13 protein-coding genes are annotated in these 15829 nt (G+C 58.8%); 2 read left to right on the top strand and 11 right to left on the bottom strand.

What is annotated here, in order from left to right; genetic code table 11:
• Positions 1-144 precede the first annotated feature (144 nt).
• Positions 145-792, top strand: a complete 648-nt coding sequence (locus tag HCG46_RS06820; protein WP_168685326.1) for a GntR family transcriptional regulator — start codon at positions 145-147, stop codon at positions 790-792.
• On the opposite strand, the gene arsB is transcribed toward HCG46_RS06820, so the two are convergent.
• From arsB to HCG46_RS06870, 10 genes are all read right to left on the bottom strand, one after another.
• Positions 789-1835, bottom strand: a complete 1047-nt coding sequence (arsB, locus tag HCG46_RS06825; protein ID WP_168685328.1) for an ACR3 family arsenite efflux transporter — start codon at positions 1833-1835, stop codon at positions 789-791. The two genes, HCG46_RS06820 and arsB, sit on opposite strands and share 4 nt — an antisense overlap.
• Before the next feature lie 158 nt (positions 1836-1993).
• The gene (locus tag HCG46_RS06830) at positions 1994-2347 is read right to left on the bottom strand and encodes a metalloregulator ArsR/SmtB family transcription factor (RefSeq protein ID WP_055661220.1); all 354 of its coding nucleotides are present in this window, start codon (positions 2345-2347) and stop codon (positions 1994-1996) included.
• 193 nt (positions 2348-2540) lie between these two features.
• Entirely contained in the window at positions 2541-3371 is an 831-nt protein-coding gene (locus HCG46_RS06835; protein WP_023003393.1) for a dipeptide ABC transporter ATP-binding protein, read from the bottom strand.
• A 1-nt stretch (position 3372) separates the two neighbouring features.
• Entirely contained in the window at positions 3373-4209 is an 837-nt protein-coding gene (locus tag HCG46_RS06840; RefSeq protein WP_168685330.1) for an ABC transporter ATP-binding protein, read from the bottom strand.
• A gap of 3 nt (positions 4210-4212) precedes the next feature.
• Complete coding sequence (locus HCG46_RS06845; RefSeq protein WP_168685332.1) at positions 4213-5142, bottom strand: ABC transporter permease subunit; 930 nt, start codon at positions 5140-5142, stop codon at positions 4213-4215.
• Between the two features lie 16 nt (positions 5143-5158).
• Positions 5159-6166, bottom strand: coding sequence for an ABC transporter permease subunit (locus HCG46_RS06850; RefSeq protein ID WP_168685333.1), 1008 nt, complete (start codon positions 6164-6166; stop codon positions 5159-5161).
• A 118-nt stretch (positions 6167-6284) separates the two neighbouring features.
• Positions 6285-7889: an ABC transporter substrate-binding protein gene (locus HCG46_RS06855; RefSeq protein WP_023003397.1), complete on the bottom strand. Its 1605-nt coding sequence runs from the start codon at positions 7887-7889 to the stop codon at positions 6285-6287.
• A gap of 297 nt (positions 7890-8186) precedes the next feature.
• Positions 8187-9680 (bottom strand): glycerol kinase GlpK, encoded by a 1494-nt coding sequence (gene glpK / locus HCG46_RS06860; protein ID WP_023003398.1) that lies wholly within the window; start codon positions 9678-9680, stop codon positions 8187-8189.
• Positions 9681-9756: 76 nt separating this feature from the next.
• Positions 9757-11277 carry a glycerol-3-phosphate dehydrogenase gene (gene glpD / locus HCG46_RS06865; RefSeq protein WP_168685335.1) on the bottom strand — a complete coding sequence of 507 codons (1521 nt, stop codon included), beginning with the start codon at positions 11275-11277 and terminating at the stop codon, positions 9757-9759.
• A 171-nt stretch (positions 11278-11448) separates the two neighbouring features.
• Positions 11449-13752: a mechanosensitive ion channel domain-containing protein gene (locus HCG46_RS06870; protein ID WP_209009338.1), complete on the bottom strand. Its 2304-nt coding sequence runs from the start codon at positions 13750-13752 to the stop codon at positions 11449-11451.
• Between the two features lie 298 nt (positions 13753-14050).
• Here HCG46_RS06870 and HCG46_RS06875 point away from each other — a divergent pair, with 298 nt between their 5' ends.
• The gene (locus tag HCG46_RS06875) at positions 14051-15166 is read left to right on the top strand and encodes a DUF2336 domain-containing protein (RefSeq protein WP_023003401.1); all 1116 of its coding nucleotides are present in this window, start codon (positions 14051-14053) and stop codon (positions 15164-15166) included.
• A gap of 86 nt (positions 15167-15252) precedes the next feature.
• On the opposite strand, the gene HCG46_RS06880 is transcribed toward HCG46_RS06875, so the two are convergent.
• Complete coding sequence (locus HCG46_RS06880) at positions 15253-15687, bottom strand: paraquat-inducible protein A (RefSeq protein WP_055661214.1); 435 nt, start codon at positions 15685-15687, stop codon at positions 15253-15255.
• Between the last annotated feature and the right edge of the window lie 142 nt (positions 15688-15829).

The raw sequence follows: 15829 nt of genomic DNA on the forward strand, positions 1-15829 counted from the left end.
ATGCGGGTGTCGCAAGGATCCACCGTCCAGACCCACAGTCTGTTTTCAGGTTCACCGTCCTGCCAGAACCGGCAAGGCTCGTCTAGCGGCTAATCGTCTGATATATCACTCGCACATCTGAAACATATAAAGGCCCAGACTTTCATGTCCGCAGATTTCAGCCGATCCACTCAGGCTTATCGCCTGCTGGAAGAAGAAATCGTGACCCTGAAACTGAAACCAGGGGCAACCGTAACGGAAGCTGCGCTTACACAGAGACTGGGTTTTGGCAGAACACCCATACGCGAAGCCATTCAGCGTCTTTCCTGGGAAGGCCTTTTGAACATCCGGCCGCGGCTTGGCATTGTCGTTGCGGAAATGAACCCGTCCGATTTTCTGAAGGTTCTTGAGGCCCGCCACGCCCTGGAACGTCTCGTTGCAGGGTTGGCAGCGCGGCTTGCCAGCAAGGACGACCGCAGAACCCTGGAAGCGATTGCACTAGACATGCGCGAGGCGGCTGCAAAGCCGGACGTGGCGGACTATCTGCGCCTGGACAAAGCCTTCGACGAAGTCGTCTCGGCCGCTGCCTGCAACCCTTTTGCAGCAAAGGCCCTGGCCCCTTTGCAGACGCAGAGCCGCCGGTTCTGGTACCGCCATTTTGGTGAGGAGGATCTCACCCCGGCAGCCTGGAGCCACATGGAGGTCATGCGCGCCGTTGCCGCCGGAGACGAGGCCGCCGCGATGGATCACGCGGAAAACCTGATGCTGTACCTGCGCCGTCAGGCAACGACGCTGGTCAGCGGCTCCGGTTAGGCAGCCGCCGGAAAGTGAGACCGTGTCCGGTTTGCAAAGGCGACCAGCGACAGCATTACCGGTACTTCCACAAGAACACCGACAACCGTCGCAAGGGCAGCGCCCGAATTCAGACCGAACAGGCTGATGGCAACGGCCACGGCAAGTTCGAAGAAGTTGGACGTCCCGATCAGCGCTGCCGGCGCAGCGGTGTTGAACGGCACCCGCCACAGGTACCCCCAGGCGTAGGCGACGAAGAAAATGCCATAGCTCTGGATCAGCAGAGGCACGGCAATCAACACGATCACCAGCGGCTTTTCCAGAATGGTCTGCGCCTGAAATCCGAACAGCAGGACAACGGTTGCCAGAAGACCCATGACGGAGAAGGGTTTGACCTTTCCCGTGAACTCGGCGATACGCTCATCGCTCCCCGATCCATCCAGCGCCTTGCGGGTAAAATAGCCGGCCACCAGCGGAATGATCACATAAAGGATCACCGACAGCAGCAAGGTCTGCCACGGTACGACAATGTCGGTCACACCAAGCAGCAGCGCTGCGATGGGCGCGAAGGCAAACACCATGATGATGTCGTTGATGGAGACCTGGACAAGCGTGTAGTTGGCATCGCCGCGCACCAGCTGGCTCCAGACGAAGACCATGGCCGTGCACGGCGCGACCCCGAGCAGGATCATGCCGGCGATGTACTCTTTCGCAGTCTGCGGATCCACCAGCCCCGCAAATACGTGCTCGAAGAACAGGATCCCGAGCGCAGCCATCGTGAAGGGCTTGACCAGCCAGTTGACGACGATCGTGATGCAGAGCCCCTTGGGCTTGCGGCCGACATCCTTCAGCGAGGCAAAATCGACGTTGACCATCATCGGGTAGATCATCACCCAGATGAGTACGGCCACAACCATATTGACGCTGGCATATTCCAGTGAGGCGATCGCCTCGAAGACCCCGGGAAAGAGGGCGCCGAGCCCGACCCCGGCGGCAATGCACAAGGCAACCCAGAGCGACAAGAAGCGCTCGAAGAGCCCCATGGGTGACGTTTCCTGTGTCATTCCAACTCTCTCTCACATCGGCATTTCAGCAAACCAGGGAGCAGCGTGGAAAACCTGCCCGAGCTGTCTCAACATCAAATCGCTCAAAACCGGTCACGCAGCTTGTCTTGCAGCCGAAAGGAACCTTCCGGCATCCAGGCATATCTGTTTCCTGAATGTCAGCACTTCCCACCTGGTTCACAGCCGCCACCCGCCACAAGCGATGCGATCGGTGCGCAGAGTTCCGGGTTGCCGCCGCAGCAATCCTGCAACAGGTAGGTCACGAGGCCCTGCATCGCTTCCAGGCTCGCCCGATAACAAATCGAGCGCCCGTCCCGTTCGGCGTGCACAAGGCCGGATCGGGACAAGGCGCCCAGGTGGGTCGACAGGGTATTCGGACGCACATCGAGTGCATCTGAGATGGCACCGGCGGTCATGCCTTCTTTTCCGGCCTTCACCAACAGGCGAAAGACGTCGAGGCGAGTTTCCTGACCAAGAGCTGCCAATGCATTCAGGGCGTCTTCTTTTTCCATATTTCGAGAATACTCGAAATATGGAACTATGCAACCCAAAAATTGCTGCGTTGCGAGAAGTTGCAAACCGAAGCTGCGACCGGGCCGGAATCTGAGCGCAGGTCAATCCCGGTACCTCCGTGACCGAAAGTAAAAGACCCCCGCTCCGGAAAGAGCGAGGGTCTTGTTTTCAGCGTCTGACAGAACTGCCGGTTCAGGCAGCCTTTGCAGCCAGTCGTTTCCTGATGCTTTCCACATCCGCATTCGGCGTCGCGGCGAACAGTGTCTTGGTGTAATCGTGCTGCGGGTTCTCGAAAACCTCGTCCCGCGTGCCGTATTCCACCACTTCACCGAAATACATCACCATTACCTTGTCTGCGATGTAGCGCACCACCGACAGGTCGTGAGAGATGAACACATAGGTGAGGCCCATCTCTTCCTGCAGGTCCGCAAGCAGGTTCAGAATCTGCGCCTGGACCGACAGGTCAAGCGCGGAGACCGGCTCGTCGAGCACCAGCAATTTCGGCTTCATCATGATTGCCCGCGCAATCGCGATGCGCTGGCGCTGGCCACCGGAGAACATGTGCGGATAACGGCCGTAGTGCTCCGGCTGCAACCCGACCTTCTCCAGCATCTGCAGCGCCAGGTCACGGCGCTCTGCCGACGGCATGTCCGTGTTCAGGAGAAGCGGCTCTTCCAGAACATGGCCGATTTTCTGGCGCGGGTTCAGCGAGCCATAGGGGTTCTGGAATACGATCTGCACCTTCTGGCGCATTTCGCGGGAAATACCGGTCTTGGAGATATCGATCGGCAGGCCGTCGATCTCGATAAGGCCGGAAGACTGCGCGTCGATCATGGTGAGCATGCGCGCAAGGGTCGACTTGCCACAGCCACTTTCGCCGACCACGGCAAGGGTGGTGCCGCGTTCCACATCCAGGTTCACACCCTTGACGGCGGTCAGGGTCGACGCCTTCTTGAACATGCCGCCCTTGATGTCATAGGTCCGGTACAGATCGCGGACCTTGAGGATCACATCGTCAGCCATCTCAGAAACCTCCCGCTTCGGCAAAGTCGCTCACCGTCGGCAAGCGGTCGCCCGTGGCATTTTCCGGCAGCGCTGAAAGCAATGCCTTCGTATACGGGTTCTTGGGGTTTTCGAAGAGGGACAGCACGTCGGCCTCCTCCATCTTGCGGCCCTTGTACTGCACGATGACACGATCGGCCGTTTCGGCCACCACGCCCATGTCATGGGTAATCATGATCAGGCCCATGCCGCTGTCCTGCTGCAGCTTGACCAGGAGATCCAGGATCTGTTTCTGGATCGTCACGTCGAGGGCAGTCGTCGGCTCATCGGCAATCAGCAATTTCGGGGCACAGGCAATTGCCATGGCGATCATCACGCGCTGGCACTGGCCGCCGGACATCTGATGCGGAAAGGCGGAGAGACGCTCCGACGGGTTCGGAATGCCGACGGAGGTCAAAAGTTCAACCACCCTGTCCCTCGCCTGCCGACCCTTGAGACCCATATGGGTCTTCAGCGTCTCGCCGAGCTGGAAGCCGACCGTGAAACACGGATTGAGGCTGGCAATCGGCTCCTGGAAGATCATCGAGATGTCCTTGCCGATCACCCGGCGCCGGGCCTTGGCCGACAGGGTGCGCAGGTCGAGACCCTCGAACTCCATCTTGTCCGCGGTGATCGTCGCCGTGTTCGGCAAAAGGCCCATCGTCGCCAGCATGGCGACGGACTTGCCGGAGCCGGATTCGCCGACGATCGCCAGCACTTCGCCGGCATCGACGGTGTAGTCGACGCCGTCGAGCGCCTTGAACGGGCCCTTGGCGGTGTTGAACTCGACCTTCAGGTTTCTGATTTCAAGAAGCGGCATCGCTTAGCTCCTCTTCAGCTTCGGATCGAGCGCATCGCGCAGGCCGTCGCCGACCAGGTTGATGGCAAGAACGGTGATGAGGATCGCAAGGCCCGGGAAGGTCACGACCCACCAGGCGCGCAGGATGAATTCCCGCGCCTCGGCGAGCATGGTTCCCCATTCCGGCGTGGGCGGCTGCGCGCCCATGCCGAGAAAGCCGAGCGCGGCTACGTCGAGGATCGCGTTGGAGAAGGACAGCGTCGCCTGCACGATCAGTGGCGCCAGGCAGTTCGGCAAAATGGTCTTGAACATCAGCCGGATATGGCCGGCACCGGCCAGTTTGGCGGCAACGACGTAATCTCTCGACCGCTCCGCCAAAACCGCCGCCCGCGCAAGTCGAACAAAGTGAGGCAACAGAACGACGGAAATCGCGACCATCGCACTCCCAAGTCCTGGCCGCAGGATCACCGCAAGGACAAGAGCAAGCAGGAGCGCAGGAAACGACAGGATAATGTCCATCACCCGCATGATGATGACATCGACAACACCACGGATATAACCTGCCAGCAGGCCCAGGGTCACACCGGTCGAGACCGCAAAAATGACCACCATCATGGCGATACCAAGGGAGTAGCGGGCACCGAAGATAATGCGGGAGAGAATGTCTCGCCCCAGTGCGTCTGTTCCCAGGAAAAAGGCAGCCTTGCCGCCTTCTTGCCAGACGGGAGGCGTCAGGAAACTGTCCCGGTATTGCATGTCCGGACTATGCGGCGCCACGAGCGGTGCCAAAATAGCCATCAATACCAACAAGAGGAAGATCAGAAGTCCGAGGACTGCTCCCTTGTTCTGCGAGAAATAATACCAGAACTCTTTCAGTTGTGCCTTGGTGGCATTGCGGCTTTCCGCTTCGAGTTTGGCTGTATCGGCCTTTGCGGCCGGCGAGGTCATTGTCATTTTTCTTGTCCCCGGCTCAATTGTGGCGGATGCGCGGGTTGATCAGGCCGTAGAGCACGTCGACGATCAGATTGACCAGCATGATGATGCCTGCAATCAACAAAAGCGCGCCTTGAACAACGAAGTAGTCTCGTCGTGAAATGCTCTCGATCAGCCACTTTCCGATCCCCGGCCACGAAAAGATCGTTTCCGTCAGGATAGCGCCCGTAAGAAGGACGCCCACTTGGAGCCCGATGGTGGTGATCACGGGAATGAGCGCGTTGCGCAGTGCGTGAAGGCCGATAACGGAACGCGGCGGCAGGCCCTTGGCGCGGGCCGTTCGAACATAATCCTCGCCCAGCACTTCCAGCATCGCGGATCGGGTCTGGCGGGCAATCACGGCAAGCGGAATTGTCGCGAGCACGATCGACGGCAGAATTAGGTGACGGACAGCCGACAGGAACGCCCCCTTCTCGCCAGATAGAATACTATCGATCAGCATGAAACCCGTGACTTGCGGGAAGAAGTACATCAGCGAAATCCGGCCTGAAACCGGGGTCCAGCCCAAGATGCCTGAAAACAGAACGATGAGAAGCAGGCCCCACCAGAAGATCGGCATCGAGTATCCCACGAGCGCTGTGCCCATGATTGCCTGATCCAGCACTGACCCGCGCTTCACGGCGGAGAAGATGCCCGCAGGAATGCCGAGGCAGACAGCGAGAATAATTGCGCACAGAGCCAGTTCGGCCGTCGCAGGAAAGAGGGTCAGAAACTCCGTTAAGACGGGTTTCTTTGAAGCAAAGGACGTTCCGAGATCGCCTTGAAATATACCCAGTACGTAGTTGAGATACTGCTCCCACAAGGGCTTATCAAAGCCCATCTGAACCATGAGCTGAGCCTTTCGCTCGGGGGTAACTCCGCGTTCACCGGCAAGTAGCTCAAGAGGATCTCCGGGCAGCAGCCGTATGAAGAAGAAGGCGACGACGGTGACGCCGATGAATGTCGGTATCAGCAGGCCGAGACGACCTAGAAGAAAGCGAAGCATGTCAGGTTCCAGATACGAAGAGCCAGCGGAAACGACCTGATGTCAGGAAAGCATCCGCCGGCCAGAATGTCCGAAGGCGCCGGCATTGCTGCCAGCGCCCTCTTCGAGTTAGGCGGATTTACTCCGCAATGTCCACGCCGTCAAACCAGTGGCCGCCGAGCGGGTCCATGACGTAGCCAGAGACCTTGGAGGACATCGGCATGAAGACCACGGAGTGCGCGATGGTTGCCCACGGAGCCTGCTCCTTGAACACGACCTGTGCCTCTTCGTAGAGCTTGGTGCGCTCTTCCTTGCTGGTCACGGTCTTTGCCTTCTTGATCAGCGCGTCGAACTCTTCGTTGCACCACTGGGCGCGGTTGGAGCCGCCGACACCGTCACAGCCGAGCAGAACGGCCAGGAAGTTGTCCGGGTCGCCGTTGTCACCGGTCCAGCCGAGAAGCACGGCACCGTCGCGGTTCTCGTCCTTGGAACGGGACAGGTATTCACCCCATTCGTAGGAAACGATCTCGACGTTCACGCCGACGTTCGCGAAGTCGGCCTGCATGACTTCAGCCATACGACGAGCGTTCGGGTTGTACGGACGCTGTACCGGCATTGCCCAGATCTTCATGGAAAGATCGGAGACACCAGCTGCTGCCAGCATTTCCTTGGCCAGTTCCGGATTGTAGTCGTCGTCTTCAACGGCGTCGTTGTAGGACCACATGGTCGGCGGGATCGGGTTCTTGGCAGCCTGGCCGGAGCCCTGGAAAACTGCGTCGAGGATCGCCTGCTTGTTGATCGCGTGGTTCAGCGCCTTGCGGACTTCCGGCTTGTCGAACGGTGCCTGCTTGGTGTTGTAAGCGAGGTAACCGACGTTCAGGCCCTGCTGTTCCATCAGGGTCAGGTTGCCGTCAGCCTTGATGTCGGCGATGTCGGCCGGTGCCGGGTACGGCATGACGTGACATTCACCGGCCTTCAGCTTCTGAAGACGCACGGCTGCATCCGGAGTGATCGCGAAGATCAGGTTGTCGACCGGCTGCTTGCCACCCCAGTAGTCCGGGTTTGCCGCATAACGGATCACGGCGTCCTTCTGGTAACCCACGAAGGAGAACGGACCGGTACCGACCGGCTGCTGGTTCAGCTGTTCCTTGGAACCGGCTGCTTCAAGCTGGGCTGCGTATTCGGCGGACACGACGGAAGCGAAGTCCATCGCCAAGTTGGCGATCATCGGTGCTTCCGGGCGGTTCAGGACGAACTTGACCGTGTAGTCGTCAACCCTGACGATTTCCTTGATCAGGTCCGGCATGGACATGCCGTCAAAATATTCCCACGCGGTACCGGCGGTGTATTCGTGCCACGGATGATCCTTCTTCAGCTGACGCTCGAAGGTGAAGATCACGTCGTCTGCATTGAATTCACGGGTCGGCGTGAAGAAGCTGGTGGTGTGGAACTTCACACCCTGACGCAGCTTGAAGGTGTATTCCAGACCGTCTTCGGAAACTTCCCAGCTTTCAGCCAGGCCCGGCAGCACTTCGGTCGTGCCGCGCTTGAACTCGACAAGCCGGTTGTAGATCGGCTTGGAGGAAGCGTCGAACGTCGTGCCTGCGGTGTAAAGTGCAGCATCAAAGCCTTCAGGCGAACCTTCAGAGCAATAAACCAGGTTTTTTGCAGAAGCGCCGGTCGCTGCAATCACAGCAAGGCTTACGCCAAGAAGGGATGCCTTCAAGGTTTTTTGGAAATTCATCAAACTGTTCTCCCCTTGATGAAGAGCAAGGGCCTTGCATCGTTGAATCGCGCAAAGGAGTTAAGCCCAAGCCAGCGCAAACTAAGGCGTTTTTTTGGCAGAAAATCAACTGCCAACATATTTCTAATTTGAGGATGTTTTTGAAATTTTTTTGCTAGGTAAGAGTTGCTGCCGTAAATTTTTAATGCGGCAACGTTAACTCACGAGAAACAAATACCGCTACGGCAGCGTTTTTCAAGCTTCATCTAACCGCCTGAAAACAAAAGGCTCCCGCAATAACGGGAGCCTCTGAATTTCTCAATCCTGCGTAGAACGGGTTCGTTTGACAGCGTCCTGCCATCCGGCAAGCAATCTGGCCCGCTCACTTTCCTGTAAACGCGGCTCGAAACGCTTTTCCAGCTTCCATTCTGCCGAAAATGCCTCGGCGCCAGGCCAGACACCTGCCTTCGATCCGGCGAGCCACGCTGCCCCGAGCGCCGTCGTTTCCGGGACAGTCGGCCGGTCGACCGGTGCGCCCAGAATGTCGGCCAGGAACTGCATCGTCCAGTCGGATGCCGTCATGCCGCCATCGACACGGAGCACCGGCTGTTCGGCCTCCGGCCAGTCTGCCCGCATGGCTTCAACCAGGTCGCTGGTCTGGTAACCGACGCTTTGCAGGACCGCCCGGGCAATTTCCTTCGGACCCGTGTTTCGCGTCAGACCGAACAGCGCGCCCCGGGCTTCCGCGTCCCAGTAGGGAGCGCCAAGACCAACGAAGGCAGGAACGAGGTAGACGTCCTGGTTGGGATCAGCCTGTTCGGCAAGCGACTGCGTGTCGCCGGCACTTTCGATGAGCCCCAGACCGTCGCGCAGCCACTGGACGGCAGCACCGGCAACGAAGATCGACCCTTCGAGCGCATATGTGGTTTCGCCGTTCAGCCTGTAGGCGATGGTCGTCAGCATGCGGTTGTTGGACCGGACCGGTTTGGACCCGGTGTTCATCAGTGCAAAGCAACCCGTGCCGTAGGTTGACTTGACCATTCCCGGTTTGAAGCATGCCTGCCCGACCGTCGCGGCCTGCTGGTCGCCGGCAACACCGAGGATAGGTATTGCCCGGCCGAACAATTCCGTATCCGTGACGCCGAAATCATCCGCACTGTCCTTGACCTCGGGCAGCAGGTTCTGCGGGATGTTGAGGAGCTTGCAAAGCTCTTCATCCCACTTGTTTTCGTGAATGTTGTAGATCAGCGTCCGGGAAGCGTTGGTGGCATCGGTTGCGTGTACCTTGCCGCCCGTGAGTTGCCAGATCAGCCATGTGTCGACGGTGCCGAAGGCAAGCTCACCGCGTTCCGCACGCTCGCGCACACCGTCGACATTGTCGAGGATCCAGGCGATCTTGGTTCCGGAAAAATAGGGATCCAGCAACAGGCCCGTCTTGGCGGAAAAAACGCCTTCGCGGCCTTCAGAGCGCAATTTCGCGCAGAAATCGGCCGTACGCCGGTCCTGCCAGACAATGGCGTTGTAGACCGGTTCGCCCGTCGATCGGTCCCAGACAAGGGTGGTTTCCCGCTGGTTGGTGATCCCGATCGCGGCAACATCCGCGCCACCGGAGGGTGCCTTTTCCAGCGCTTCCCGACACACGCGCAGCGTGCTCGTCCAGATATCGGCCGGCGAATGCTCCACCCAGCCCGACTTCGGGAAGTGTTGCGGAAACTCCTGCTGCCCCACACTGATTGGATGGAAATCGTCGCCGAAGACAATTGCCCGGCTCGACGTCGTGCCCTGGTCTATTGCCAAAACACATCCGGCCATGGCGCACCTCCCGTTTTCTTCTTGTCATGAAAACTGCCGGCAAGGCCGGCAGGTCATCTGGTTCCGTTTGATAAAACTATGCCGCAGCGCCGGCCTGCTCCGCAAGATAAGCCGACAGATAGGTGTCCAGCTCGGCAGCTTCCTCCCCGCTGAGCCGCAAACCCAGTTTCGTCCGCCGCCACAGGATGTCCTGCGCGCTGCGGGCCCATTCGCGGCGGACCAGCCATTTCACTTCCGCTTCATGAAGATTGTAGCCAAAGCTGCGGCCGAGATCTTCGAGCGTCTTCGCTTCCCCGAGTATGAAGCGCGCATCCGTGCCGTAAAGACGGGTCAGACGAGTAGCGAAGACCTTGTCGAGGAACGGATAATCAGCCTCGAGGCGTGACACTTCCGCATCGAACTCGCTCACCTTGAAATCACCGCCCGGCAGCGGCGCATAGGCCGTCCATACCCCGCGCTTGAAAGGCAGATACGGCTCAAGCTTTTCCAGGACATGCTCGGCAAGCTTGCGATAGGTCGTGATCTTGCCACCGAAGACGGACAGGATCGCCGGCTTTGCATCGCCCGCATCCAGCTCAAGCACATAGTCGCGCGTCGCCGCCTTGGCATCCTTTGCGCCGTCATCGTAGAGCGGGCGAACGCCGGAATAGGTATGGACCACGTCTTCAGGCGTGATCGCGTTTTCCAGATACTCGCTCGCCGCCTTGCACAAATAGGCGATTTCGTCCTTCGAGATCTCGACCTTGCTCAGGTCATCCTGGAAATCGACATCGGTCGTACCAATCAGCGTGAAGTCGTTTTCATAAGGAATGGCGAACACGATCCGGCCATCACCGTTCTGGAAGATGAAGCAACGGTCGTGTTCGAACTGGCGCTTGACGATGATGTGGCTGCCCTTGACCAGCCGGACGCTGGAACTGTTGTTCGCCCCGGTAACGCCGCTCAGCATGTCCGCAACCCAGGGCCCGGCGGCATTGACCAGCACATTGGCAGTGACGGTCTTTTCCTCGCCGCTTGCAAGGTCTTTCAGAACGACCTGCCAGACGTCGCCGTCGCGCCGCGCGCTGATGCATTTGGTGCGCGTCTGGATTTCGGCACCGCGATCAGCCGCATCGCGCGCATTCAGAACCACCAGTCGGGCATCATCCACCCAGCAGTCCGAATATTCGAACCCCTTCTTGAAGAGCTTCTTGAGCCCTTGCGAGAACGGAGCCTGATCCAGACGCACGGTCTTGGTGGCCGGCAGCAGTTCCCGCCCGCCGAGATGGTCATACATGAAGAGGCCGAGCCGCAGGAGCCATGCCGGACGCAGGGCCTTGTGATGCGGCAGAATGAACCGCAGCGGCCAGGCAATATGCGGCGCTGCGCGCCACAGCACTTCACGCTCTTTCAGCGCTTTGCGCACCAGACCGAACTCGTAATATTCCAGATAGCGCAGCCCGCCGTGGATGAGCTTGGTCGAGGCCGACGATGTGGCGCCGGCAAGGTCACCCATTTCGACCAGAAGAACCGAAGCCCCCCGGCCGACCGCGTCGCGGGCGATGCCCGTTCCGTTGATGCCCCCACCAATGATCAAAAGATCGTAATCCGCAGCCATAACTGTCCCCGGCCTGTGTTTTTGCGTCTCAGGATTGAAAATGAAAATAAAACGAAACTTCTCGAAATTCAATCAACAATTTCGCACACCAAGACGAAACACCCCGGCAAGAAGCTCGCGCCTCCGCCGGGGTTAAATAGACCACTCAGAAACTACAAGGCATTGATCTGCCTAGTTTTCTCCGTCCTCAGCCGGAGCATCGTCCTCCAACTGGGTCGAAGAAACGTCAACCTTCTTGCGCTGTTTCGGTTTGTTCCCGTCTTCCACGAAGGGAGGCGTCGCGGCGTGATAGGTCACTTGCGGGAACGGGATTTCGATATTCCGTTCGTCAAAGACCTGTTTGACGAATTCGTTATACGCACGCCCAACGCCCCACTGATCCCCCGGGACGGTCTTGATGCGGCCGCGGATATCAATGGAACTGGCACCGAAATTGGTAACGCCGTGCATTTCGAAATCACCGATGATCTTGGGTCCGAAATCCGTTTCCTTCAGTCTGCGGAAGGCTTCCAGCATGGCGTCCTTGGCGTGGGTGATATTCGTGTCGTAGGCAACACCGATCAGCGCGACATGATAGGAGAAGCCGCGCATGAAGTTGGACACCATGTCGACCGACGAGAACGGAATGATGTGGGTTGTTCCGTCGATGTCGCGCATGCGCACCGACCGGACGGTGATCCCCTCGACCGTTCCCGTTATCCCGGCAACAGTGACGACGTCGCCCTCGTTGATGGCATTCTCGACCTGGATGAAGGCTCCGGTGATGATGTCCTTGACCAGGGTCTGTGCACCGAAGGAAATCGCCAGGCCGACGACACCGGCACCGGCGATCAGCGGACCGATATCGACACCGACTTCCGACAGCGACAAGAGCAGTGCCATCACCACGATGACGACCGTCGATGCATTGCGGAACAACTGGAACAGCGTGCGTTCGCGCGCTGTTACGATGTATCCGGAGCGTGACTGCAGCCTGAGGTCCACCCACGACATGACGGCGAGCCAGATCATGAAAGCCACAAGCAGGACCAGGAAGGCTGAACCGTAGCTGCTCAGAAGTTGCACCCCGGCTTCGCTAACCAGCCATTCGGCAACCGTCAACAGACCCCAGATCTCCAGAAGCAGCAACACCGTCACCAGGAAAACGGCGAACCGGATGAACTTCAGAAGGCGCGGCACAAAGGCGTTCAGCCGGCTCTGAAGCGCCGGAAGGGTCCGGTTCAGGTCGTCCGGCAGGCGTATCCCGCCCTTGATGGCCTTGGTCACGACCAGCGAAATGGCCATCCCCGCCATGATGGTGAGGATCGACAGTCCCGTTGCCCGCAGAATAATGGTTGTCGCGTCAAACGGCCGGGTCACCCAGATGATGAAAACCGCCGCGATATAGCCGTAGGCAGCCAGGTGCCAGAGCTGACCGACGAGCACGAGCGCCCGCTTGGCAAGAGCGCTTTGCAGATGCTCGGCGTAATCCCGCGCCCCCTCGTTTACCCGGTGCCTGTTCTGGTGCACCAGCACCAGAAGATAGATCATCCCGAGAAGCACGACGAGGAACCGCAAGGCGTTGCCGAGCACGAAGGATACCGCAACATTGGCGATCGGCACGGCCAGGAACAGGCCGAAGACCATCCAGTACATGAACAACCGCAAACGGCCGTACCAGTAGAGCGAACTTTCATCGGTGAACGGCAGCAACCGCAGTTCCGGCCGCCCCGGCGCAAATATGAAGCGCAGCGAGACGTTGGCCATGCCAAGGATGAAAAACGCGTTCAGCGCGAGACTTTCCTGAAGTGTTACGCCTGCATTTATTCCACCGAAGCTTGCCAGGGCCGCCGCGTTGCCGACGGCCCAACCGACGCCTACCGTCACTGCATCGACGACCGATGTCAGAACAAGAATGAAACTGCGCGTCAGCCCACCGCCGTAACGCGCATAAAGCGACATGCGCGGATAGAGTGCCTTCGCGATCAGCTGGCTGGCAAAAAAGCCGAGATAAGCCGCAAGAAGCACGATGCCGACCTGGATCGCGATATCCTCGACCCGGTCCCATTTCACCGGAATATCGCCGCGCGCGACCAGAACCAGGCCGTTCAACGAGCGCATTGCCTGCTCCAGCAGATACCCCGCGTCATCTACCAGAACCCGTGTGTATTCACCGATCCGCAGGGCAAAGTTTTCCTGTTGCAGGGGTTGGGAGATACCCTCAACCGGAATTGCAGCTTCATTCCCGGGAACCTGCCTGTCACCATCAGCAGGCTGACCGTTCCCTGTGCTTTTCTGCAAGAGATCGATCAACGCCGCCCGGCTTTCAGGGTCGTTCAGGACCTTTATCAGGGCCTGGCTCGCCTGTTCGACATCGGCCGGTGGCGTCTGCTCCTGCGCCGGGGCTTGCCCCCCGCTTTCCTGAGCCAGAACCGGAGCCAACCCGGCAAGCATCATTGTCATCAGGGCAAAGAGGCAGCAGCGCAAAATCTTCATTTCAAACTCTTGTCAATTCCAGGAAGACCGGCGGGGATCCGGCCATGGCAGGGACAATATGGAGGAACGCTCGCGGATGAAAAGGGTTCAGACTGCTGTCTTCGGACATTTTTTAGGTACTATTATAAAACGCAAGTTTCCCGTGCAGTAACGACCGTGTCAAAACCAGCAGAAACAAGGATTCACTGGAAATCGCAAAAAGATTTCACCTTTACGCAAGGTAATATGCCAGCCTCCATTTATCGGGTAACGTAATAATAACAATATGGGCGCCAATCTGGCCCGACGAGGAGGAAGGATGCCCAGGTCCTTGATCAAACTTGCACAGGAAGGCACAGACGAGGCGCGACGACGGCTGTTCGCGCAGGTGAGCGAACTTGTGATCGCGAACCTCGATGAGCGGACCGACCGGGAACTGGCAATCTTCTCCGAAGTGATCATCAAATTGTACAGTGTCGGCTCGCCCAGGGATCGTGCCAGGCTGGCGCACAAGCTCGCTTCGCAAGTCAACACGCCGCCGGAACTTGCCCGCAAGATCGCCGAAGACGACGTCAATGTGGCCATGCCGCTGCTTGCGCAAAGCCCCGCGCTGACCCAGGAAGACCTGATCGACTTTGTCGAACGGCTGAGCAACAGTCACCTGCAGGTGATTGCCCGCCGCACCGACCTCTCGCCCGAAGTCTCAGATGCCATTGCCGAAAAAGGCGACCGCCCGGTGCACCGCATTCTGGCCGGCAACCGTGAGATCAAACTGTCCCGCGAAACCATGCTGAGTTTCGTCAAATACGCCACGGAAGACGTGGTCCTGCGCGAGGACCTGTGCCTGCGCTCCGATCTTTCCCCTGCAGTGTGCCGGGCCTTGCTGCCGCTTGTGGACGATGAAACCAAGAAGCGCCTGCGCAGTATCATCGAAGGCTCCCTGTCGCAGGATCAACTGGACCAGATCGCAAGACTGAAGGTGCTGCGCCGGGAGTTCGGCGATGCCCTCAACAATCCGGACATGACCCTCCTGTGGCGGGAAGCGGAGCGTGCGGAAATCACCGTCAACGAGCTTATGATTCTGTTGCTGCAGGATGGCCGCTTCAATCACGCGATCGAACTGCTCAGCGCGCGCGGACGAACGGCCCAGAAGGCACTCAAGGATGCGGTCTTCAACGGCAAGAAGGATCTGGTTCTCAGAACCGCGGAGAAAGCCGGCCTCGACACGCCGACCTTCGCCCTTTTCGCCAAGGTTCGCTGCGACCATTTGAAGATCCCGGCAACGCAGGGCTCCGAATGGACGGCCACCTACAAGAAGTTTCTCGACAGCACGGCACAGACCAAACAATCCCGATGCGGTGATTTCCAGGCGAACCGGCGGGAAAAGAAACCAAGACCCACGGGTGATCGTCCCGGACGTGTCGCGGCAATGTAGCGACAACGCCAGCGTTGCTTCGCGCCAACCGACTCATCGAAGAGCAACCTTGTCAGCGCTTTTTCTAGCCCGTGTTTTTCGAGAGTTCAGCTTTTGGAACAAAGCGTCGCGGCGATTGCCGTCGACAGGGTCGCGGCCGCGTAGAACCAGAGGCCCGGCAAAATGGCGGCTGCCGCCAGTCCACTTGTCTTGGCGGCAAAAAGCACCAACGCCACCAGCATGACATCCAGCATCGACCACTTGCTGACCATCGACAGGAGCGCAAGCGAACGCGTCTTGGCACCACTAAGCACGGCCACATGGATCAGAAGGATCTTCAGCGCAGGAAACCCGATCGAAAACAGCGCCACGATCGCGGCAAGAACCGCATCGCCCTCGTGATAGAGGCTGGTCACCATTTCGATCAGCGTCGGTCGGTCTTCCAGAAAATAGAGGCGCTCGAACCGCATGAGCGGCTGCGTCAGTCCGAGGGCGAACGAGAAAGTGGAAACGGGAAGCAGCAAAGCCAGAAAAAATCGCATTGAAACTGCCGTACCCTGGCTATCGCGTAAACTTATAGCGGCACCTGCGCCCGGCAACACCGGGAGGAGCACCAATTCCTATATCACCCGGATCGGAAAGCACAAAACCTGACCGCCGCGAGCAACGATCAGGAATATAAGA

Source organism: Labrenzia sp. PO1, from assembly GCF_012273635.1.
In the GTDB taxonomy this organism is placed as follows: domain Bacteria; phylum Pseudomonadota; class Alphaproteobacteria; order Rhizobiales; family Stappiaceae; genus Roseibium; species Roseibium algicola.

What these genes read in the sequence shown, in the direction of transcription:
- HCG46_RS06820 (WP_168685326.1), top strand. Translation starts at nt 145, where the DNA reads ATGTCCGCAGATTTCAGCCGATCCACTCAGGCTTATCGCCTGCTGGAA.
- arsB (WP_168685328.1), bottom strand. Translation starts at nt 1,835, where the DNA reads ATGACACAGGAAACGTCACCCATGGGGCTCTTCGAGCGCTTCTTGTCG.
- HCG46_RS06830 (WP_055661220.1), bottom strand. Translation starts at nt 2,347, where the DNA reads ATGGAAAAAGAAGACGCCCTGAATGCATTGGCAGCTCTTGGTCAGGAA.
- HCG46_RS06835 (WP_023003393.1), bottom strand. Translation starts at nt 3,371, where the DNA reads ATGGCTGACGATGTGATCCTCAAGGTCCGCGATCTGTACCGGACCTAT.
- HCG46_RS06840 (WP_168685330.1), bottom strand. Translation starts at nt 4,209, where the DNA reads ATGCCGCTTCTTGAAATCAGAAACCTGAAGGTCGAGTTCAACACCGCC.
- HCG46_RS06845 (WP_168685332.1), bottom strand. Translation starts at nt 5,142, where the DNA reads ATGACAATGACCTCGCCGGCCGCAAAGGCCGATACAGCCAAACTCGAA.
- HCG46_RS06850 (WP_168685333.1), bottom strand. Translation starts at nt 6,166, where the DNA reads ATGCTTCGCTTTCTTCTAGGTCGTCTCGGCCTGCTGATACCGACATTC.
- HCG46_RS06855 (WP_023003397.1), bottom strand. Translation starts at nt 7,889, where the DNA reads ATGAATTTCCAAAAAACCTTGAAGGCATCCCTTCTTGGCGTAAGCCTT.
- glpK (WP_023003398.1), bottom strand. Translation starts at nt 9,680, where the DNA reads ATGGCCGGATGTGTTTTGGCAATAGACCAGGGCACGACGTCGAGCCGG.
- glpD (WP_168685335.1), bottom strand. Translation starts at nt 11,277, where the DNA reads ATGGCTGCGGATTACGATCTTTTGATCATTGGTGGGGGCATCAACGGA.
- HCG46_RS06870 (WP_209009338.1), bottom strand. Translation starts at nt 13,752, where the DNA reads ATGAAGATTTTGCGCTGCTGCCTCTTTGCCCTGATGACAATGATGCTT.
- HCG46_RS06875 (WP_023003401.1), top strand. Translation starts at nt 14,051, where the DNA reads ATGCCCAGGTCCTTGATCAAACTTGCACAGGAAGGCACAGACGAGGCG.
- HCG46_RS06880 (WP_055661214.1), bottom strand. Translation starts at nt 15,687, where the DNA reads ATGCGATTTTTTCTGGCTTTGCTGCTTCCCGTTTCCACTTTCTCGTTC.